Genomic DNA, 21618 nt, shown 5'->3' with positions numbered 1-21618 from the left:
AGCCATTTTCGTAGCATACGAATCACCACGGCATCGACCGCGGTCCATAGTCAATGTATACCTCCTTTATGGACCTGGGGATCCGAAAAAATGGCTAAAGTCGAGGTATATAATCACCTGCAATTTTAGCCATAAAGCATACAGAAAAAAGAGGTTGGGAAGTATATCATGCAACAAAGGGAAAACACACTTAAAGAATGGCTGGAAAAACTGATTGGCCATTCGATGTTTACCCTGATACCTCTGGCAGGAGATGCCAGTTTCAGGCGTTATTTTCGTTTAACCGTTAACGGGATGAGTCGAATCGTGATGGATGCTCCTCCCGAAAAAGAAAGGCTTGAACCATTCATTAAAATAGCCGAAATACTGGCTCTCAATGATGTTTTATCGCCTGAAATCTTTGCCATCAATAGAAAAGACGGCTTTCTGCTGCTGGAAGATTTTGGTGATAAATTACTCTTACATACTCTTAATGCCGACAACGTCAACTTCTATTACAGCCAGGCCATCGACATCCTCTTTAAAATCCAGCACGCTTGGCCAACGGAATCTTTTCCTCTATTCAATACCCAGTTCATTCAGGAAGAAATCAGCTTGTGTAAGCATTGGTTTTTGCAACGTTATTTATCCTTGACATTAACAAGCAGCGAAGAAAAACTCCTTATTGAGCTTATGTGCTGGATTGCTGAACAAATCAATCAACAGCCACGGGTGTTAATCCATAGAGATTATCACTCACGTAACCTGATGATCCTCGATAATGGGTTAGGGGTCATTGATTTCCAGGATGCCATGAGAGGGCCCTTGATGTATGATTTGGTTTCCTTACTCAAGGATTGTTATTTATCATGGCCGCGAGCTCAAGTTCTTCAGTGGCTGGCTGATTTTCATCGCCGTTCAACTGATATCAGAGACTGGTCTCTCGATGAAGTGATTCGTGCTTTCGATCTCTGTGGATTGCAGCGTCATCTAAAAGTTTTAGGAATCTTCACAAGACTTTATTTACGTGATAATAAGCCTGGTTATCTGCAGGATTTGCCTTTAACCCTACACTATGTGCGAGAATGTGCAGCGCTTTATCCTGAATTACATACTTTTTTGGATTTTTTGCAAACCAGGGTGAATTTACCATGAAAACTGCCATGATCCTTGCCGCCGGCCGCGGCAGCCGCCTGAAACCTATCACGGATGCAATACCTAAATCACTTTGTGAGGTTCACGGCAAAACCCTGATTGAACATCATGTGATTCGCCTGGCAAAAGCCGGTTTCACTCGTCTCATCGTTAATCATGCTTATCTGGGTGGGCATATCCGACGCCATCTTGGCAAGGGTCATCAATGGGGCGTTCAAATCAGCTATTCTCCCGAGCCTACCGGGGGCCTGGAAACAGGTGGAGGCATTGTTAATGCGCTTCCCTTGATTGGTTCAGAAGCTTTTGTCTGTGTTAACGCAGATATCTATACCGATTATGATTTCAGTCAGCTTCAATTGCCAACTGAAAGCCTTGCTCATTTGGTGCTGGTAAAAAATAATGCCGCTCTAAATCATTTTGGTGACTTTGCTTTGTCTAGGAAAGGTATCCTAAGTAACGACCATGCAGAATATACATATTCCGGCATCGCCGTTTACCGACCTGAGATCTTTAAGAAACTGCCTCTGGGGCGTTATTCCGTTATCCCTTTATTGAGGAAGCTGACTCAGCAACAACGGCTCACAGGAGAAATTTATACCGGTCTTTGGTTTGATGTTGGCAGCCATGAACGACTGAAAGCCGTCAATAAGTTTGTCTTTTAAAACCCCAGCTCAGAATTTTATTTCATCAAGTGTCCTCATTTCATTTATAGAAGAGAAAATGGACAATTGGCACCAAAAAATGAAATGAGTGCACGCATATGGACTCATCCCTCCTGTTTACAAAACTCGCTAATTTAGCCACATTATTATAAAATTGCTCACTTCTTCATAATTGACTTATCTGGTATGTTATTCAGGACTTTTGAAATACCAACATAAAATTGACAAAATAATCATCCATTGGTTTTTAGAAGTCTATTTCTTAAAACAAGGGGCTCTGATGAAACAGATAATCATTCTTTTTTTTTCTTTAGTGTTATTTATCGGAACTGCTATGGCCGAGAATGAAAAAACCCTATTTGGCTTTGTAGAAAAAGCGACCTTAGTTGATAAAAACCTCACCTTATCTGCCAAAATGGATACGGGAGCTAAATCGGCTTCTTTAAACGCGGTCGATATCCATGAAATTGAAATTGACGATGAGCCATACCTTCGTTTCACCGTACCCACTAAAAATGGCCCGGTGGTGTTTCAAAAAAAATTTCTTGGAAATGTTAAAATCAAGGTTCGCAGCGGCGAAAGCCCATTTCGCTCATCAAAAACAGGCGCCATTAAACGGCCGGTCGTTTTAATGGATATTAAACTGGGAAATAAAGTTCGAACGATAAAAGTGAATCTTACCAACCGTAAACGGTTTAATTATCCGCTTCTTCTTGGCCGAGAAGCCATTATTGAATTCGGAGGAATCATCGATCCCTCCCGAACATTCATATCAACCTCAAACCAGACAATGGATAAAAAATGAAAAGCAATAAACGCCATGTGTATGGCCTGATTCTCACCTTGCTGGTTTCTGGAGTAAGTATTTTCCTGTATCGACATTTTTCCCTCGATGTTCCGTTAACCGATACTGAAACCATTAACAGCTGGACAGTTGAGGCCAATCTGCGTTTTACCGCCAGTCGCAACACTCCGATTAAAGCCAGCTTTACCATTCCTTATTTACCACCTTATTTTGCTATTCTTGATGAGTATTTTGTTTCCCGAAATTATGGTGTGACGACCAATCTCAGCGGTTATAACCGTCAGACAGTATGGTCCATCCGCCGAAGCAGCGGACCTCAGTCATTGTATTATCGAGCCATATTCCGTGAAACCGACAATAACGAATCTGCCCTGGGAAAGCCGCAAGCGACAAAATCTCCTCAACCCCTTGAAGAAAGTAAGAAATCTGCTGTTGATACAATAACCAGCCAGGTCAGACAAGCTTCCGCCGATATTCAAACCTTTGCCCAGAGCACGATCAGAGAATTAAATAAAAAAAGCGGTAATGCCAAATTGTTGGTGGGAAACCGCTTTGATGATGAATCTATCGTCAATGCAGCACTTTTGGTTTTAAATCAGGCCAATATTAATGCTTTATCTGTGCGGGGAATTCATTTAACACGGCAAAACAAAACCGATTTTAAATGGCTTCTAGCTGTTTATAACGGTAAGGAGTGGGCGTACATTAATCCTCTCACCGGAGCTGCGGGTTTACCAAAGAATTTTTTGGTTTGGCAGTATGGAAGCGAGCCTGTTTTTGAGTTAAACGGCGGTAAAAATCCCAAATTTACAGTGACCGTTTCACCTACTCCTATGAATGCCTTAACAATTGCCAAGTCACGGGCTTTGGAATCAGACTCACAGTTATTGCGCTTTTCACTTCTCCAGTTACCGGTTCATGTGCAGGAAACTTATAAAATATTGCTGACCGTTCCCATCGGTGCATTTATCATCTTGTTACTGCGTAATTTCATTGGTCTCAGCACATTTGGCACTTTTATGCCTGTACTGATTGCTCTGGCTTTTCGTGAAACGCATGTGATTTGGGGAGTGGTTTTATTTACCTTTATCGTCTCTGCCGGCTTACTGGTACGATTTTATCTTGATCAACTTCGACTTTTACTGGTCCCAAGGCTTGCGGCCATTCTTACCGTAGTTATACTTCTCATGGTCTTTATTTCAGTGATGAGCCATAGCTTAGGGTTGGAAACAGGTTTGTCGGTCGCCTTGTTTCCCATGATCATTTTGACCATGACCATTGAACGAATGTGTATTACCTGGGATGAGCGTGGGGCCTATGAAGCGATTAAATCAGGCATAGGAAGCCTGATCGCTGCTATTATTTGTTATTGGGCCATGAATTATCCGCCATTACAGTATTTGGTATTTGCCTTCCCGGAAACCTTATTGATATTGCTGGCTTTTATTTTGTGGTTTGGTCAATATCGCGGATATCGTTTGACAGAATTAATGCGTTTCAAGGCCCTGGCCGGAGATAACCAGCATGCTATTTAAAGTATATCGCCGTTTACGGGAGCAAGGCATCTTAAGCATCAATCAGCGCAATAGCGATTATGTGTTACGTTATAACCCAAGAAAGCTTTATCCCCTGGTGGATGATAAACTTAAAACCAAGCAGCTGGCTTTGAAAGCCAATATCCCTGTGCCTTCTTTATACATGTCGGTCAAAACAGAACATGAGATTCATTCCCTGCATGAGCATTTGAAAAAATACAAAGATTTTGTCATTAAGCCCGCAAGAGGCGCGGGAGGTGATGGTATTTTGGTTATTACGGATCGTGTGTTTAATCGTTACCGACAGGTTAATGGTAAATTGATAACAGACTCGGAATTGAACTATCATTTGTCCTGCCTTTTATCCGGCGCTTTCAGCTTGGGTGGTTACAGTGATTACGCTCTCATAGAAAAACGTGTCATTGTCGACCCTGTTTTTGCTGAAGTGAGTTATGAAGGTGTTCCGGACATACGTGTGATTACCCTTCTTGGATATCCCGCCATGGCCATGGTCCGCCTACCTACCCGCATATCCGGGGGCAAGGCAAATCTTCATCAGGGAGCGATTGGAGCCGGTATCAGCCTAAAAACAGGTAAAACTCTGACTGCGGTATTTCATAATGATATTATTGACTATCATCCGGATACGCTTCATTCAGTGGTCGATATTTCGGTCCCCTACTGGGAAAAAATACTTAAAATTGCTGCTGGCTGTTATGAGTTAACGGGTTTAGGATATTTAGGTGTTGATATTGTTCTTGATAAAGAGCAAGGGCCTATGATGTTGGAGTTAAACGCCAGGCCAGGATTAAATATACAAATTGCTAATAAAACCGGCATTTTAAAAAGATATCATCTAATAGAAAAGCGTTACGAGGAAATGCCCCATGCAGAATCCATAGAACAGCGGGTTACTTTTAGTCGCGAGTCTTTTATTTAACTCATGTTGCGCAGCATAAGCAGATGCCACCTCCGCCGCGCAGGGCTCAGCATTTACCGCTCTCTAAAGTTCGGATTTTGAAGATGATTGAGTTTTGAACTGGATTTGGAAAAAGTGTCCAATATAATTGGGATTTGAGCCTGAGGAAACCGTTTGCGCAGTTCATCCTTATTAATAAATAAGGAAAAAGTTTTTCCTCGCAGCGTAGGGATATCTCTGATAGCTATTTTTTTCTCAATGACATTGAAAGCAAGCCAGGCTGCGGAATAACCCTGCTCAAGGCCAGAAATAGCAATGGCAATCATTCCGCCATCGATAATAAATGATTCATAGACACCGACCACCGGGATACGGCTGTTTTCGTTCATCCAGGAGACCAGTTTTTGGGTGTTGATATTTTTTTTGCCATCTTTAATGGAATGATAAACAGAGACAAGCAGAATATCGGCGGTTTTGTTTGCTTCTTGTACCGCCTCTTTCCACTCATCCAATGTCTTTAAACGTTTATGTGCCACTAATTCATAAGATCCCCAGTTTTGAGAAAGCATATTCTTTTCCAGGGTTCTGGACGTAATAGAATCATCGGATAAATAGTAAATCCTTCGCTCCTGACGAAAGATAAGAGAGAGAACCTCCCTAATGGCTGCTACAGGAATTTCTTCGGTGATTCCGGTAATGTTCGGCAATTTATCATACTCTGGCCATCTTTTGTTGTCCGTAACCCCACCCATGATGATTTTTGTGTTTTTAAAACGGGTCAAATTCTGCCCTATTAGATTTTGAGCATCATTATCAAAACTGATCAACACATCAGGCTTCCAGGCATGGATGGCAGCTAAAACAGCCTTTGAAATTCGCTGTATATATACAGGCGAATTTCTACGCTTTGTGTCCATATAAAAGTAACGAAGGCTGATGTAGGCTTTGTCCTTAAACACATGGCGTATGCCTTGATTAACACGCTCAACCCAAGGCATATATTCGTTATAGCTGTGGAGAATAAAAATACGCGGCTTATGCACGCGTTGATAACCAAGAAAAGAAAAGGCGAGAATAAGAAAAACACCGGTCATGGTAGGAATAAGTGATTTTATCCTCATAAAACACCCATCACATGCCATGCCGGTATACTTATTAATATTGCCGCAAGACGAATAAAAACAAACCAGAAATTAATCATAAGGGTGGGTCTGAGATGATAGGCCTTATGGCTTGCAGTCGTCTCTTCATAGCAAAGATAATAGCTTGACTGATAGGGAAACACCCATGCTTCGGTAGCCATTAGTACAATAAAAGCAATTAACCAGGTATTTAAAACAGAATGTTGGGCTATCGGCAAAAAAACCGTAAATAATAAAGCTGGGGCAGCCATTGTGCCAAACAGAAAACCTCCAAGCCAACTTAAAATATAAATAAGAATCATAAACCATACGGGCTCATCTTCGGCAATATTGGTTAACCAGGTAAAATTGTCAATAATCCAGCTATCAATACCAATTTCCTGAACGCATTGCATAATGCCGATGATGGCTCCCAGATAAAATAAGAAAGGCCAGTTAATACTGCTTTTAAAATCCTGCTTATTGAGAATGCCTGAGGTCAATAAAACAAAAAAGATGGAAAAACTGATCCAGGCACTCGGGATCTGATGCCAGGAAGAAGAGATTAAACCGAACAGCAGGGCAAAAATACTGATAAGGGCCGCCCACTCATTAATTGACAATGCTCCTAAACGTAATAATTCCTTTCGAATCGTGACAAGATTAATGTGAATGGGTTCATCACTGCGAAACATCCAACTGCTCATGATAAAAAAAGCCAACATAAGAATGAAAGCAGGCAGCGCTGCGGCAGTTAACCAGTTTAACCAGCCATATTGCCATTGAGCTTGTTCTGGCAACATACCAAAAAGGACGAAATTGCTGGATTTTCCAGTCAAAAAAATCACTGACAATAAAATACTGCCGTTAAAAGCGGCACAGGCCAAACCATTCGCAGCTATACTATAAGGCTTAAATCCAGCCGTTTTTCTCATGTCCTCCAGCAAATGAGCAATCAAGGAAACCCGCGAGCTTTGGGCGGTCATCACTGGCGTCATTAAAGCGCCTATACCAAAGATGACCATTTGCAGTAACATGCGATGTTTAGGCAAGTGATTTAAGGTGAGCAAGGAGAGCCGATAGAACAATCTTGATTTGACGATTACAGCGCCAATACCAAACACACTCAGGGCCATGAAAAAACTGTCAGACTCAAAGCCTGACAACAACACTGGCTGAGGCGCTAAACCCAGTAGCATTGTGGATAAAATAACAAAAACGGCGGGCGCATATTCCGGCACAAGACGAAAAATCCACATGATAAGCGCGGCGGAGAAAATCACCATAAAATTGATGCAGGCCCAATTCAGGAGAGTACTCTTAAGCAGCCACCATAAAATGGCCGGAATAATAACAGCCAAAGACCAACCAGCCACCTCCAGCATGTGATTTCGATGTTCTGTTGACCCCATGGATTTTAGCGTTTAAAAAATAGTCACTATTTTAGGACAACGGGATTAAATTGCAATGTTTCGTCCTGATTTTCTATGATTATGAAGTCTTTTCCGAGTTTTACTTCCATTTTCGGTGGGTTCTTGTACTTTTTTCTTTAAAAATGATCCGCAGTAAAACTAGAAAAATACTCCTATTCCGAAAAATTGCTCTTTAAAACGACAAATTGATTAAACGACTAAAATATCCTAGGTTATTAGATAAATGGATAGCGAGAATGACATTTTGAATACAAGGAAAATAAAAAATAAGGCGGGACTGCATTTATTTAATCTGGTGGGATTTGAAGTCCGACTGGACCCATCCTGGTTCATCCTTGCCTTATTGGTTTGCTGGACGCTTGCTGCGGGATATTTTCCTTTCTACTTTCCCAAACTTACTACATTCACCTACTGGCTGATGGCCATTGCCGGTGCCATAGGGCTTTTTTTATCGATTGTTCTTCATGAATTATGCCATTCCCTGGTTGGGCGTTATTATGGTATTCCGATTGGCGGTATTACGCTTTTTATTTTTGGCGGCATTGCTCATATGAATGATATGCCCCCTAACCCCAAATCAGAGTTTTTTATGGCGATTGCAGGCCCTCTGTTCAGTATTGCCTTTGCTTTTATTTTATTTTATTTATTCCACATGGGTATCTATCTACATTGGCAAACAGCAATTACGGGCGTCATTCAATATTTGGCCATGATCAATTTAGTCGTAGGCATTTTTAATCTTTTGCCAGGGTTTCCCTTAGATGGCGGGCGTGTCTTTCGCTCCCTTTTGTGGTGGTGGAAAGATGATGTGAAATGGGCGACGGACATTGCCTGTAAAGGTGGGAAATTTTTTGGCTATTTATTAATGGGCTTCGGCATTGCGCAGTTTATTTTAGGCGCTTTAATTGCCGGCATCTGGATGTTTGTGCTCGGTTTTTTTATTGAACGAATTTCAAAAATGTCTTACAAAGAATTATTAATAAGGCAAATTTTTGCTGACGAATCGATCAGAAAATATGTCAAGACCGATGTGGTTGCAGTAAAACCTGACATGAGTCTTGATGAACTGAGTGAACATTATTTCTATCGTTACTATCACAGCTTTTATCCCGTGGTTGATAAGGAAAAACTTGTCGGTTGCATTTCACTAAATGACATAAAAAAACACGATAAACAGACATGGTCATCATTGACTGTCAGAGATGTTATGCAGGATTGTTCTTCCTCCGCAGTGATTGATGTAGAGACAGCCGCCATGAAAGTTCTGCAAAAAATGAGTACTGAAAACATTCGCCGTATACTTGTTACTGATAATGGTAAGCTATATGGCATGATTACTCTTGAAGACATGACGGATATTATTTCCTTACGCACAAGCCTGGAAGAATAAAAACCATTGTGCCTAAATGTATTCAGCTAACGTCAAACCCCTCAGGTCTTGCGCAGGCTCAGAGCGATTAAAATATAAGCCCAGCCATTGATGATAAGCTCAATGGCAATCAACAAGCCAATAAACCACAAGCCACTGAGAGGCCATTGCATAAGGATAAGAATACCGAGTATAAGTGCAGCGATCCCAGCAAGAAACATCCAGCCCCAACCTTTGACCTCTTTAAGTAAAAAAGCCATCAACAGACGACTAACTCCTATGATGATCAAAACGATAGCAAGAAAAGCGGTGATAAGAGTCGAAGCAAGCAAAGGATCATAGATGACCAAAGCGCCACCAGCAATATAAAAAAGGGCAATGATGATCTGCCAGAAAACACCCTTCCATTTTTTGTATTTAACTGCATCAACCGCTTGTGATACCCCAGCACATATCAGCAAAACACCAAAAAAAATCATGCTGACGATGGTCAGTCCAATGACCATAGCCAGACCAATGGTCCCTAAAATGACAAACAAAATCCCTAATCCTAAGAGCCAACCCCAATGATGAGGAATAAGACCGACATTCGCGGAAAATTGGTTTTTATTGGCTGAGTTTTGCATAAATTTCCTTATTTAATAGGCATTCCCTGACAAATCATTTTGCATTGTTTTATCGATTTTTTCCAGTGTCATGTCAAACCACCAAAAAATCACAACCTCTTTAAAAAAACTAATTCAAAAGAGCTAAAAAGATCCTTCTTCACAACGTTTATAAATTGCAGGATAAGGGAAAATCATGTAGCATCCCGAGCTTGGCTAAGGATGGATGGATTGAGCAGATGGATTGTGCTCTCTTTTTATTCTGAATGGGTGTTTATTTTATGCCGTCCACTCTTTATGATCAGTTTGAACAACAAGCAAAATCAACCCCATCTAAGCCTTGTTTAAGTAATGGTAAGAAAACATTCAGTTACGCTCAAGCCCTCGAACTCATCGATGTGATTTCCTGCCAACTGCAGAGAAAGGGCGTGCAATCGGGGAATATTGTCGCTATTTATAGCGAAAAAAACATCACTTCCGTGCTGTCTTTTCTGGCTATTTCCAGACTTGGTGCCACTGTATTGACGCTTGATACGGCTTTTCCGGCTAAGATGCTTTCATTTGTATTAGAAGATGCAAACGTTCAATGGATCATCAGTGAACATACCTTTCCGGTGAAGGTGTCTTTACCTGTTCTATTTTTCTCTGAGCTCATGGCAAAAACTGAGTCATCCTTCACAAACTGCCATACACCTGTTCCAGCTCCTGCCTGGCTGGTTTATTCATCCGGCACGACAGGAAATCCAAAAGGCATTGTCATTTCCCATCAGGCCATATTGTCTTCCATCTTTAGTCGTTACCAGTTCAGCGATTATCAAAGTAACGACAAGGTAGCTTGTTCCATTTATTTTTACTGGGAAGTTTTTCGTCCTTTATTTCGTGGAGCTTGTGTGTATGTCATTGAGGACCGTTTACTGCTGGATATAAAAAATTACACTGCCTTTATTCATCAACATGGCATCACTGAAACTTTGTGGACACCTTCTTATGCCCAGATGTTGTTACAATGCCTTGATTTTGAGCAGCTCAGATGCTTGTTACCGCTCAAGCGGGTCTGGTTAAACGGAGAAGTGGTTTGCCGTCAGCTAACAGAAGAAGCCTTGGCGAAATTAAGTCATATCGACTTTTTTAATCTTTACAGTATTTCTGAAACTTTTGATGTGGCTGCCCGCTCTCTTTCTCACCAGAACATATCGGAGGATGGATTTGCCAGTATAGGTTATCCTCTTTCACAAGTTGAAGCCCTGGTTTTGAATGAAAATGAACAACGCTGCTTACCCCGGGAGCAAGGCGAACTGTATATCAGCAGCCCTTTTTTAGCGAACGGCTATTTAAATCAGAATGAACTTCAGAAACAAAGTTTTAAAGATGTGCACATTGGGGGTAAAAAGAAACGTTTTTTTAAAACCAAGGATGTGGCCCGACAAAATGAGGATGGTGAAATTTTTATACTGGGCCGCAATGATCATGTGGTTAAGCTGCGTGGCTATAATATATCCTTGTTAGCCATTGAAGATACGATAAAGCAACATTTGCCAGTAAGACAATGTGTGGTGACAATTGAAGGACATCATCCTGTCAGCCAGATGATCGTTGCTTTATTGCAACCAGAGAATTTGGATACCTTTATAAGCACTTATGAACTGGACATAGCGTCTGGCTTGTCCGCCAAATTACAGGCGTTTTTGAAGTCTTTTCTGCCTCACTATGCCATACCGGTTAAATTTTCCTGTGTTCATTCCTTACAGTGGAATCGCTATTCAGCCAAGTTGGATAGAAAAAACACCAAACAATCAGCGATAGGCGAGACAGTTAGCACTCATGCAAGTCAATCCAATGCAATCGCCTTAAAAGGAATCTGGCATGAAGTGTTGCAGCTCCCACAAGAATTGATTCATGAAAACAGTGATTTTTTTGTCCTCGGTGGCCATTCTCTACAAGCCATACAATTTATCCAGCGTTTCAATCAGCATTTTATAAAGAAACTGGATCTAAACCGTCTGTACCAGTTACCTGTTTTTGCAGAGCAGCTTTATTGGTTAACTAATGACGAGCCTCCTGAGAATTCTTCAAATACGTCTTATATTTTGAATGACGCAAACGTTCAGTTTTCTTCTTCTGTAAAGCCACCTCGTCATTCAAATTTAGCCACGGCAAAAACCGTATTTATCACCGGCACCACCGGTTTTCTAGGCGCACATTGGCTGGCTTCCTGTCTGAAACAGACGGCTTGTCGGTATTACTGCCTGATTCGCTGCGAGAACAAAGAAAGAGGCTTTCATCGATTGAAAGAGACATTTAAAAAATATCGACTGGACACCTCACTTCTTAATGGGCGAATCGAGGTCATTCCTGGCACCCTTATTGAGCCGCAATTTGGACTTGAAGCAAAAAACTGGGATTTTCTGACTCATGAAATAGATGTTATCTTGCATGCCGCAGCCACCGTTAATCTTTTATACCCCTACGACAAGCTAAGAGCATCTATCGTTGAAGGTACCAAAACAATATTGACCCTGGCCACGACCCAGTCATTGAAACCTACGGTCCTCATCTCCTCAGATGCCGTTTTTTCTCATGCGGCTCATAGAAGTGCGTCTTTCTTGCCCAAATCCTCATTTTATCATTTAAGTTACGGTTATGCGCAGGCAAAATGGATACAGGAGCAGCTGGTTCAGGCTGCCGCTTCAGCCTGTCAATTACCCTATTGCGTCGTGCGCCTCGGCAATTTATCAGCCTCCTTAAAAACTGGTATAGGCAATGATCAGGATGCCAATCATCTATTAATGAAATGGATTAAACAACAGGGATATCTTCCACAAAATATATTCTTAGAGTTTACGCCGGTGGATTTGATCGCCGATGTTTTAAGCAAACAATGCCTAAACAAAATAGAAGCCGATGTCTTTTCTTTAAGCCAGTTAAATTGCTGCCGCGAAAGAGAAATAAGTGCTTTGCTTGCCGATTGGCCATTAAGAAGCATTCAAGAACAGGATTGGCTGCAATTGTTGGAAATTCATGAACCTGCTCTGCATGCTCTCTGGCAGATTGAGAATTTATTTTCAGCAAAAGCTTATACCCTTAAAGATGATAGCAAAAGAGAGTGTTATTCTGAGTCATTGACCTTATCGCCTCATAAATTACGACATTCACTTCTGCTTTTAGCCGAGCAACAGGAAACTATATTAACCCATGAAAAGGAAAAGGCATGAACGGCTGGCAAAATAAAACCATACTCATTACAGGAGCTGGCAGCGGGATAGGTTTGGCTTTGGTCAAAAAGGCGCTTGCTGAAGGCGCCAATGTCAGCGCCCTTGTCCGTCGACCAAATGAAGAATTGCAAAAGGTTTCACAGTCCTTTCTTTTGTATCAAGGCGATGTAAGGAGTCGAGAGGATATCAGAAATTGGCTGCTCCGCTCACTGGAAACATTCAATACCATCGATGTGGTCATTAATAATGCCGGTGCGATGTATTATATGGACATCACACAACCAGACTATCAGCAAATGAAAACCATGATTGACACTAATTGTCTGGGTTTTATTCATCTGATTCAGGAGGTTCTTCCTCAACTATTGAAATCGCCAAAAGGGCACTGGATCAATATTACTTCTGATGCTGGCAGACAAGCTTTTCCAGGGCTTGCAATTTATTCCGGCACGAAAGCCTTCGTAGAATTCAGTGCACGCGCCATGCGACAGGAACTCATGAAACATCAGATTAAAATCACTAATATCCAGCCAGGAAATGTGCAAACTCCCTTACATAATAAGTCAACCGACAAAGAGGCCGTTGAACGTTACGGCACCATTGATTCAGGACAATATTTAGCACCAGACGACGTGGTCAACGCCATTCATTTCGCTCTGGCAACACCTTTTGAAGTGGCAGTGAATGAGATATTGATAGAGCCATTTTCAGAAAGTATTTAGATGGAAGCCAACCATCGAGAAAAACTTTTTCAGTTCATTACTCACTCATGTTACGCACTAAACCTTGCTGCTCCCTGAAATTTAATTAAAATTTCATCCCTGATTTTTAGGGAGGAAGATTTAATGGATATGCTTGATATTTATAGTGACTATTTGATTTGCCAGAATAAATATGCAACAGCTACAGGTTTATCGGAGATGTTGGATGGTGAATTTGCTCACGACAAGGTGACACGATTTTTACGACTACAAGATTTTGGTTCCAAAGCGCTCTGGAATTATGTCAAGAAGTCAGTCAGGGAGAGTGAAGCATCAGACGGTGTTCTTTTATTGGATGACTCGATTGAGGAGAAGCCTTACACGGATGAGAATGAAATTAATTGTTGGCATTATTCCCATGCTAAAGGTGATGTGGTCAAAGGGATTAATATCCTGACCTGCATGGTTCGGTATGGTGACTTCAGTGTTCCTGTTGGTTATGAAGTTATCAAAAAAGACGTTGCTTTTTGTGACATTGAAACAAGGCAAGCTCGCAGAAAGTCATCCACGACTAAAAATGAACTTTTTCGCAAGCTTATCGCACAAGCGGTTAGTAATCATGTGTTGTTTGACTTTGTACTTGCGGACAATTGGTTTGGCTCGAAGGCCAATATGGCTTACATCCATAATGACCTTCAAAAATCGTTTATTATTGGGATTAAATCTAATCGAACCTTAGCTTTATCCAAAAACGACGCCAACAACGGACGGTACACAAAAGTCAGAGAATTAGAGCTTGAAGAGGACATAGCCCACACAGTCTATCTCAAGGGATTAGACTTCCCAGTGAGGCTTTTGAAGAAAATTTTCAAAAACGAAAATGGTTCTACAGGGGTTCTCTATCTCGTTTCTAATGACATGACCAGCAGTGCCGAACGTCTTTATGAAGTGTACCAGAAACGGTGGCGGATTGAAGAGTATCACAAGTCAATTAAACAAAATGCAAGCCTGAACAAGTCTCCAACCCGTACGGTTAAAACACAATCCAACCATATCTTTGCCGCAATCATTGCATACTGCAAACTGGAAATGATGAAAATAAAGACAAAATTGAATCACTTTGCCATCAAGTACAAATTAATACTCAGGGCTAACCAAATTGCTATGCAGGAGTTAAAAAATATGGCTCGTTAAAGTCGATTGTGCGTAACATGAGTTACTCATGTTATGAAAAAAGACGCTCTTTCTGTGCTCTGGTCAAACGGATGGTCAGCAGCCATTCCCCGGACTCATTAATGGACTCATCCAGCACGGCTCCAAGCTCATACAGCCGAGCTCTTAATTTGGCCTCCCCTGGGCTGAGAACAATTTTTTCAATCACAATTTGACCATGCAACTGCTCAGCGATCACACCTTTAAGCAAATCCAGTCCAGCACCCGTAGCCGCCGATACCCATACTTTGACATATTGACCCGTGTAATCCACTTTCGACTCCCAGCCTTCCTGTAAATCGATCTTGTTAAAAACCTGTATCAATGGAATGTCATCGACTTTTAATTCTGCCAGTACCTGCTGGACGGACTGCACCGTATCACGCCAGTTAGGATCAGAAATATCAATAACGTGCAATAACAAATCCGCTTCCTGCGTTTCTTCAAGAGTGGCTCTGAAGGCCTCGATCAGATGATGGGGAAGCTCGCGAATAAAACCTACGGTATCGACCAGAATGGCATCAGAGGAACCCGGCAATTCCAATTTGCGCATGGTAGGGTCAAGGGTGGCAAATAACTGATTAGCCACGTATATTTTTTCATGCGTCAGGGCATTAAACAGAGTAGATTTGCCGGCATTGGTATAGCCAACCAGTGATACAGTCGATAGTGCTGCCTTGCGACGGGCTTGTCGGCTTTGATCCCGGCTGCGCCTGACTTTTTCCAGACGTTTATGTATGGATTTTATGCGCTCTCGCAAAAGGCGGCGGTCTGTTTCTAACTGTGTTTCTCCAGGGCCACGAAGACCGATTCCACCTTTCTGCCTTTCCAGGTGTGTCCATCCTCTGACAAGGCGAGTAGAAAGATGCTGTAATTGTGCAAGTTCAACCTGTAGTTTACCTTCAAACGTTCTTGCCCGTTGGGCAAAAATATCGAGAATCAAACCGCTTCTATCCACCACACGACACTGTAAAAGCCGCTCCAGATTGCGCTCCTGGGAGGGTGATAATTCATGATTAACCAACACTAAATCGGCATTTAAGGCCGCCACCTGCTCCTGTATTTCCTTAGCCTTACCTAAGCCTACATAATATTTGACTTCAGGAGTGGCGCGTGCGCCTCTGATAATACCCATTATTTCGGCATTAGCAGAACGCGCCAGTTCTTCAAACTCAGCCAAAGCTTTTTCACTATCAATACCAGGAAGGCCTAATTGGACCAAAATGGCACGCTCACCACCCTGCCACCGTTCAAACAACTCTGTTCACCTCTGCCATTAAAGATGGGTTAGTCTGCCATAGTTCCGCTTTCCTCACCAGAGGGAAGCTTGATCATTTTCGCAGGCACAACCGTGGAAATGGCATGCTTGTAGACCATTTGCGTAATGGAATTTTTCAACATCACCACGTATTGATCGAAGGAGTCCACAACACCATGTAATTTTATGCCATTCACCAGAAAAATCGAAACCGGAACCTTCTCCTTACGGAGTTCATTTAAGAAAGGATCCTGCAAATTATGATTCTTTGACATTGCCTCGCTCCTTATTATTTTTATTAAAGGCAACAACGTTTAACTTTATTTTCGACCTTTTACATAAAAACTTTAGACCAGTTTTCATGACAGAGTGAAATGAATTCGTTACTATAAATATACCTGTGATACTTCAAAGTATTACAGGTATAAACCAATTTTTTTAAAACCCTAGTTCAGAGCTATTTCGGCTGTGAATCACGAGAAATCAACGTTATGAGGAATAATTCTGAACTGGGGTTTTTTAAAATAAATTGGCAGAAATTAATCTTTTTAACGATTTTATAAAAGGAGATTTACATGGGACGATTTACTTTTAAACAAATACTGGGCATGGAAGATCCATACAAGGAGCTTATCGATCAAGATGAAGAAGGACTGGCGGAGCACGCTGAGGAATTAAATCAACTGAGTCAGGAAGAGATGCGGCAAGTGGCCACAAAACTTGTCCTAAATTGCCCCGATGAAAACATAAGGGCACTCGGCAAACAAAAAGAAGCTTTACGCAGTCATATCACAAGCACCGTGCCCAGTTTTTACAGCGTTCTTTCTCAAGCCTATACCGTGCGTATGAATGTCTATGCTTTATTGGATGAAAGAAATAAGAAGCCTTATCAGATCTTCACACGCGAATTTAATGCGGATCTTTATAATCAGTTTCCTGAGCTGTTCAACTCTTTGCTTAAGGGGCATGAAAGTGAGATTGGCCAAAGACTGGCTCAGAATGAAAGCAGCTTAAGTGAAATTGCAAAGAAACTTGAGCAATTAAGCCAGAATGCTGTGGATAAAGATGCGCCTGTTAAGTTGTTGGCGAAAGCATTTAATGAAGAAGCAGAAGCGACCCATCAAAAGTTTCAATCCACCGCAAGAGAAGGAAGGGAGCGTTTTGGTACATTTTCCCCTGTGACTTCTTCTCCAACCCCACCGTTAAGAGAAAACAACGAAGAAGAGACGAAACAATCTCGTTGTTTCCCTTCTTGCACTATTCTTTAGAAGCTGTTGACATTTCGTTTTCGCGATCTCGTTCAAGTGCCTAGGTGCCGCGGTTTATCTGCGGCATCCATGAGATTTCTGAATACCCCAAGGAGATATTTCAACCGATTCTTTGAGATATTTCTTACAAATCGCTCCGCATAATGCCTAATGAAAAGCCTAAGGAAAGCTTTATACTGAAAAACATAAGGATGACACGGATAGTCTGACAGGAGGTCAAGTAAGGGACCAGCACAGTGGATGTGCTTCGCCGCAAGGATGCGGCCTTTTTTATGTTTGTCGACATGTCACCACCGGCAGGCTAGACCAGCTTGTTGTGTAAGCCGGGGATTTTAATGCCGCATTCCCAAGCCAGGACATACGGTAGCCTTCTGCGGCCAGTTTAATGGAATGACGACCATATTTCTGCTTGATGCTGTCAAATGCCATCATTAATTGTTCTTTTTTCTCCGATGCAATGGAGTCCCTCTGGTGAAATATATCCAGCTGGACATGATGTTTACTAAGCAATTGCTCTAACCGAACACCTACTTTTTTATAGTGAAAACCACAACGAAACAGTTTTTTTAAGCCTTCTTTAGCCCTTTTAGTCAACAAACGAACATCGTCAGTAGGGACCGTCAACTGCAATTCAATGCCGTTATAATACTGGGGTAAGTCCTGACGAAAGCGATTAGTCAAAAGAAAAACGGATAAATACTGAGCAAGAAGATGATTCTCCCTTAGTTTTTCGCAGGCTCTGGCACAGTGGTAACTCACAGCTTGCGCAAGATTTTCAAAGTCCGTTTGCATGTCTGCAAAGCTTCGCGATGACATGATGCTTTTTCTTGGTGAAATATCGTCAGTGTCCAAACAGGATATCCCTTGAAGTTCCATTGCCGTACGTTGCAAAGTGACATTAAACCCAGCCCTTAAAAGATAGGGATTTGCCATGGACAGATCATAAGCGGTGTAAATCCCCCGTTGCAGAAGTTTTTTATGCCATCTGCGCCCAATCCCCCAAACTTCGCCTACATCAATATGCTTTAACCATTCCCGTTGATTGCTGATATCAAAGACAGGGATTTTCAGTTTCTTTTTACATATATGGTTGGCTATTTTAGCCAGTGTTTTGCTCGGGCCAATTCCGATGGATACAGGAATACCAACAGCTTTTAAAATTTTTCTTTGCAAATCGGTACAAAAAATATCAGAGGTTATCCCGGGCAGAGAGCGCAAATCAAGGAAAGCCTCATCAATGGAATAGATTTCAGTCTCCGGCCAGGCACTTTCAATCACGGACATGACTCGTCGAGAAAGATCACCATACAGAACAAAATTGGAGGAAAAAATATGCACTTGATACCGCTTGCATAAGGTTTTCACCTGAAAATAAGGCTCTCCCATTTTAATGCCTAAAGCTTTGGCTTCATTGGAACGGGCAATGACACAACCGTCGTTGCTGGAAAGCACCACCACCGGTTTATCGCGCAAATCCGGGCGAAACAAACGCTCGCAACTGACAAAAAAGTTATTGCAATCAATAAGTGCATACATGATTAACTCATCTGATGAATTACGTGAGTCACCACACCCCAAATGACTAACTCCTGTTCTTCAGTAATATCTATTGGCTGATAACTGCTGTTTTCCGGAAGCAACTGCACTCTTCCGCCCCTATTGGCCAGGCGTTTAACGGTTAATTCACCATCGATAGCAGCAATGATGATTTTGCCATGCGTTGCTTCCAGACTCTTATCAACGATAAGCATGTCGCCGGATTGAATTCCGGCTCCTGACATGGAATCCCCTAAGGCGATGACAAAAAAAGTAGACGCGGGATGTGCAATTAAATGACTGTTCAGATCCAGGCAAGTTTCAATATAATGATCGGCTGGTGAGGGAAATCCAGCCTGAACTTTACTGGTATAAAGAGGCCGTTGATATATTTCTCTTTCTTTTTGCTGTAACAGGTTTTTAACTTCATTTAAGCGCGAAAGAGGAACACGAATGGGCTTGGTTGCCTCACCATACAGACCACCTCCTTTCGGACGTCCAGCACCTGCTCGCTTACCACCATGCTGAGTACTCATAGACACACCTCTTGATTAATGCACGTTAATCAAGAACGATAGAATGAAAAAATGATTTTGTAAAGCAATTTGTATAGGTCAGGCTTAAAAAATAATATGGGCATGCCAACATTGGCGCAAAACCACATCTTATCTTCGTAAACGACGAATGGAAATAAAGCGCAAAGTTAAGAAAAATTGTTTAATTAATGTGGTTTTTTTATCTGCTATTTTTGAACAATAATAAATCTTGTCGTATAATTTGTATACATCAAACGGCTGGGATGCAATCATGAAAAAGGTATTCATTGCTGCACTTTTGTTATTACCCACGATGTTTCTAACCAGTTGTTCCGTTCGCACCACCACAGGCGTTACCACTTATAGTACAGGCGTATATTACACTCCGGCCTATTATCGCAGCGGAATATATACCCCTGCTTATTATCCTGGCAGCCCATACTGGGGCAGCAGGACCGTTTACTGGGGAACCCGCGGCTATTGGGGCGGATATCATCCTTACTGGCGTGGTTATCGAGGATATTACCGTTACCGCCTCTACTACTGAGCCTATGGGGGCAATGAATCCAGGTTAAAGCTGCCTGGATCTCTTGCCTCTGTGAATGGACATGACTTATTCCTTGGCGCGAGACACATATTCACCTTTGCGCGTGTCCACTTTAATCAATTCACCAATCTGCACAAATAACGGTACACGAACCACAGCTCCTGTCTCTAAAGTCGCTGGTTTTCCGCCTCCACCAGATGTATCCCCTTTTAAGCCCGGATCCGTTTCGGTAACTTCCAGGACAACAAAATTCGGTGGGGTGACCTGTAAAGGTTCATTGTTCCATAAGGTTACTGCACATATATCCTGCTCTTTCAGCCATTGTGCGGCATCAGAGACAGCTTCAGCACCGGCTGCATATTGTTCAAAGGTATCAGGAACCATAAAATGCCAAAATTCACCATCGTTGTACAGGTACTGCATTTCAACTTCCACCACATCTGCGGAAGGGAGAGTCTCTCCGGATTTATAGGTTCGCTCTACCACGCGTCCCGTTTTTAAATTACGTATTTTTGCTCGTGTAAATGCTTGCCCTTTTCCAGGCTTGACGAATTCACATTCCAAAATATTACAGGGGGCGTTGTCCACCATCACTTTCAAACCAGGTTTAAATTCATTTGTACTATAAGTCGCCATAGGTGCTCCATTAATCACAGGAATTGAAAAAAACAGAATGACATTTCTTCAGAATTGACCTTATACAGGCAGTCTGTACAGGTTGAGGTTTTGATTCTTTTTAGTTAAAGTTCACGCAGTTTATCAAGACTATGACATAAATGCGAGATTCCTCTTCTTCCTGGCAAAAAGTTCTGGCCCAAGGCTTTAGTTGTGCGGCTGAATTGCTAAGCTTTCTAAAACTTCCCGCAGAGTATGGCAGTTCATTTGCTGAAACCAGCTTTAAAACCCGCGTACCCCGAAGCTTTGCCGAACGCATGCAAAAAGGAGATCCTTTTGACCCGCTATTACGTCAAGTCCTTGCCGTCAGTAAAGAAGAAGAGGATATACACGGTTACAGCCATGATCCTCTGCAGGAGAGAGAATCCAATCCAGTCAAGGGCTTAATCCACAAATATCATGGTCGGGTACTTTTAACATTAACGGGAAGCTGTGCAGTTAACTGCCGTTATTGCTTTCGCCGTCATTTTCCCTACCAAGAGAATAATCCCGGAAGGCGGGGATGGCAGGCAGCTATGAGCTATATTGCAGCCAATAAAAGCATTTACGAGGTCATTTTAAGCGGTGGCGATCCCTTACTTGCTTCAGATGAAGTCATTGGTGAGCTATTAAACCAACTGAATGAGATTCAACATCTTCAGATTTTGCGGCTACACACCCGTATACCGGTTGTCCTTCCTGAGCGCCTTGATAGTGAGTTACCGCGACTGCTTCAGGTCTCCCCCCTGCAGAAAGTCATGGTCATTCACAGCAATCACCCGCAAGAACTCGACCCCTCAGTGGCGAAAGCCTGTCAGCAATTAAAACAGGCAGGCTGCCAGCTGTTAAACCAATCCGTCCTACTGGCGGGAGTAAATGATAAAGCCCAAACCTTAGCTGACTTAAGCCAACGCTTGTTTCAGTTGGGCGTCATGCCATATTATTTACATCTTTTGGATAAAGTCCGGGGCGCTGCTCATTTTGATCTGCCTTTAAGCCAGGCCCTGGCCATTTATCGTGAATTACAGACACTTGTTCCAGGCTATTTATTGCCGCGGCTGGCTCGGGAGGAACCCGGGCTCAAAAACAAGACCTTGCTCATTTAACCTCA

At 42.2% G+C, this 21618-nt stretch carries 20 protein-coding genes; 12 read left to right on the top strand and 8 right to left on the bottom strand.

Annotated elements, in window-relative coordinates; translation table 11 throughout:
- Positions 1-168 precede the first annotated feature (168 nt).
- The 5 genes from E4T55_RS08470 to E4T55_RS08450 all read left to right on the top strand — a co-directional run bounded on the left by E4T55_RS08470 (position 169) and on the right by E4T55_RS08450 (position 5076).
- A complete protein-coding gene (locus E4T55_RS08470; RefSeq protein ID WP_058501527.1) occupies positions 169-1134 on the top strand; it encodes an aminoglycoside phosphotransferase family protein in 966 nt (321 codons plus the stop codon).
- On the top strand, positions 1131-1796 hold the full coding sequence (gene murU, locus E4T55_RS08465; protein WP_058501528.1) for an N-acetylmuramate alpha-1-phosphate uridylyltransferase MurU: 666 nt from the start codon (positions 1131-1133) through the stop codon (positions 1794-1796). Before E4T55_RS08470 ends, murU begins: the two co-directional genes overlap by 4 nt.
- Positions 1797-2076: 280 nt before the next feature.
- A complete protein-coding gene (locus E4T55_RS08460) occupies positions 2077-2601 on the top strand; it encodes an ATP-dependent zinc protease family protein (RefSeq protein ID WP_058501529.1) in 525 nt (174 codons plus the stop codon).
- On the top strand, positions 2598-4136 hold the full coding sequence (locus tag E4T55_RS08455) for an inactive transglutaminase family protein (RefSeq protein WP_058501530.1): 1539 nt from the start codon (positions 2598-2600) through the stop codon (positions 4134-4136). The genes E4T55_RS08460 and E4T55_RS08455 overlap by 4 nt, the downstream gene beginning before the upstream one ends.
- The gene (locus E4T55_RS08450) at positions 4126-5076 is read left to right on the top strand and encodes an alpha-L-glutamate ligase-like protein (RefSeq protein WP_058501531.1); all 951 of its coding nucleotides are present in this window, start codon (positions 4126-4128) and stop codon (positions 5074-5076) included. Before E4T55_RS08455 ends, E4T55_RS08450 begins: the two co-directional genes overlap by 11 nt.
- 53 nt (positions 5077-5129) lie before the next feature.
- Here the strand turns inward: E4T55_RS08450 and E4T55_RS08445 are convergent, their stop codons facing one another.
- Complete coding sequence (locus tag E4T55_RS08445; RefSeq protein WP_058501532.1) at positions 5130-6176, bottom strand: ABC transporter substrate-binding protein; 1047 nt, start codon at positions 6174-6176, stop codon at positions 5130-5132.
- Positions 6173-7588, bottom strand: a complete 1416-nt coding sequence (locus E4T55_RS08440; protein ID WP_082636514.1) for an SLC13 family permease — start codon at positions 7586-7588, stop codon at positions 6173-6175. Before E4T55_RS08440 ends, E4T55_RS08445 begins: the two co-directional genes overlap by 4 nt.
- Before the next feature lie 244 nt (positions 7589-7832).
- Between E4T55_RS08440 and E4T55_RS08435 the strand changes: the two genes are divergently transcribed.
- A complete protein-coding gene (locus E4T55_RS08435) occupies positions 7833-8999 on the top strand; it encodes a site-2 protease family protein (protein ID WP_058501534.1) in 1167 nt (388 codons plus the stop codon).
- Positions 9000-9040: 41 nt separating this feature from the next.
- On the opposite strand, the gene E4T55_RS08430 is transcribed toward E4T55_RS08435, so the two are convergent.
- Positions 9041-9604, bottom strand: coding sequence for an HdeD family acid-resistance protein (locus tag E4T55_RS08430; RefSeq protein ID WP_058501535.1), 564 nt, complete (start codon positions 9602-9604; stop codon positions 9041-9043).
- A gap of 260 nt (positions 9605-9864) precedes the next feature.
- Between E4T55_RS08430 and E4T55_RS08425 the strand changes: the two genes are divergently transcribed.
- The 3 genes from E4T55_RS08425 (at position 9865) to E4T55_RS08415 (ending at position 14690) form a co-directional block, all read left to right on the top strand.
- Positions 9865-12795: a non-ribosomal peptide synthetase gene (locus E4T55_RS08425; protein ID WP_162262321.1), complete on the top strand. Its 2931-nt coding sequence runs from the start codon at positions 9865-9867 to the stop codon at positions 12793-12795.
- Positions 12792-13517 (top strand): SDR family oxidoreductase, encoded by a 726-nt coding sequence (locus tag E4T55_RS08420; protein ID WP_058501537.1) that lies wholly within the window; start codon positions 12792-12794, stop codon positions 13515-13517. Before E4T55_RS08425 ends, E4T55_RS08420 begins: the two co-directional genes overlap by 4 nt.
- Positions 13518-13640: 123 nt before the next feature.
- Entirely contained in the window at positions 13641-14690 is a 1050-nt protein-coding gene (locus E4T55_RS08415; protein WP_115325247.1) for an IS701 family transposase, read from the top strand.
- 31 nt (positions 14691-14721) lie between these two features.
- On the opposite strand, the gene hflX is transcribed toward E4T55_RS08415, so the two are convergent.
- Together hflX and hfq are read right to left on the bottom strand one after the other, a co-directional pair.
- Entirely contained in the window at positions 14722-15966 is a 1245-nt protein-coding gene (hflX, locus tag E4T55_RS08410) for a ribosome rescue GTPase HflX (RefSeq protein ID WP_058500774.1), read from the bottom strand.
- Positions 15967-15995: 29 nt separating this feature from the next.
- Positions 15996-16241 carry an RNA chaperone Hfq gene (gene hfq / locus E4T55_RS08405; protein WP_058500775.1) on the bottom strand — a complete coding sequence of 82 codons (246 nt, stop codon included), beginning with the start codon at positions 16239-16241 and terminating at the stop codon, positions 15996-15998.
- Positions 16242-16541: 300 nt separating this feature from the next.
- On the opposite strand from hfq, the gene E4T55_RS08400 reads away from it, so the two are divergent.
- The gene (locus E4T55_RS08400) at positions 16542-17234 is read left to right on the top strand and encodes a hypothetical protein (protein WP_058500776.1); all 693 of its coding nucleotides are present in this window, start codon (positions 16542-16544) and stop codon (positions 17232-17234) included.
- A gap of 270 nt (positions 17235-17504) precedes the next feature.
- Here E4T55_RS08400 and E4T55_RS08395 read toward each other — a convergent pair whose 3' ends face one another.
- Both E4T55_RS08395 and E4T55_RS08390 read right to left on the bottom strand, forming a co-directional pair.
- Entirely contained in the window at positions 17505-18770 is a 1266-nt protein-coding gene (locus tag E4T55_RS08395) for a Y-family DNA polymerase (protein WP_058500777.1), read from the bottom strand.
- Between the two features lie 2 nt (positions 18771-18772).
- Positions 18773-19306 carry a LexA family protein gene (locus E4T55_RS08390; RefSeq protein WP_058500778.1) on the bottom strand — a complete coding sequence of 178 codons (534 nt, stop codon included), beginning with the start codon at positions 19304-19306 and terminating at the stop codon, positions 18773-18775.
- A 271-nt stretch (positions 19307-19577) separates the two neighbouring features.
- Between E4T55_RS08390 and E4T55_RS08385 the strand changes: the two genes are divergently transcribed.
- Positions 19578-19853 carry a hypothetical protein gene (locus E4T55_RS08385; protein ID WP_058500779.1) on the top strand — a complete coding sequence of 92 codons (276 nt, stop codon included), beginning with the start codon at positions 19578-19580 and terminating at the stop codon, positions 19851-19853.
- Positions 19854-19919: 66 nt separating this feature from the next.
- Here E4T55_RS08385 and efp read toward each other — a convergent pair whose 3' ends face one another.
- The gene (efp, locus tag E4T55_RS08380; protein WP_058500780.1) at positions 19920-20489 is read right to left on the bottom strand and encodes an elongation factor P; all 570 of its coding nucleotides are present in this window, start codon (positions 20487-20489) and stop codon (positions 19920-19922) included.
- A 140-nt stretch (positions 20490-20629) separates the two neighbouring features.
- On the opposite strand from efp, the gene epmB reads away from it, so the two are divergent.
- Positions 20630-21613, top strand: coding sequence for an EF-P beta-lysylation protein EpmB (epmB, locus tag E4T55_RS08375; protein ID WP_058500781.1), 984 nt, complete (start codon positions 20630-20632; stop codon positions 21611-21613).
- Positions 21614-21618: the final 5 nt, after the last annotated feature.

Source organism: Legionella israelensis (assembly GCF_004571175.1).
GTDB classification, from domain to species: Bacteria; Pseudomonadota; Gammaproteobacteria; order Legionellales; family Legionellaceae; genus Legionella_D; species Legionella_D israelensis.
This window is presented reverse-complemented; position numbering and strand designations above follow the sequence as displayed.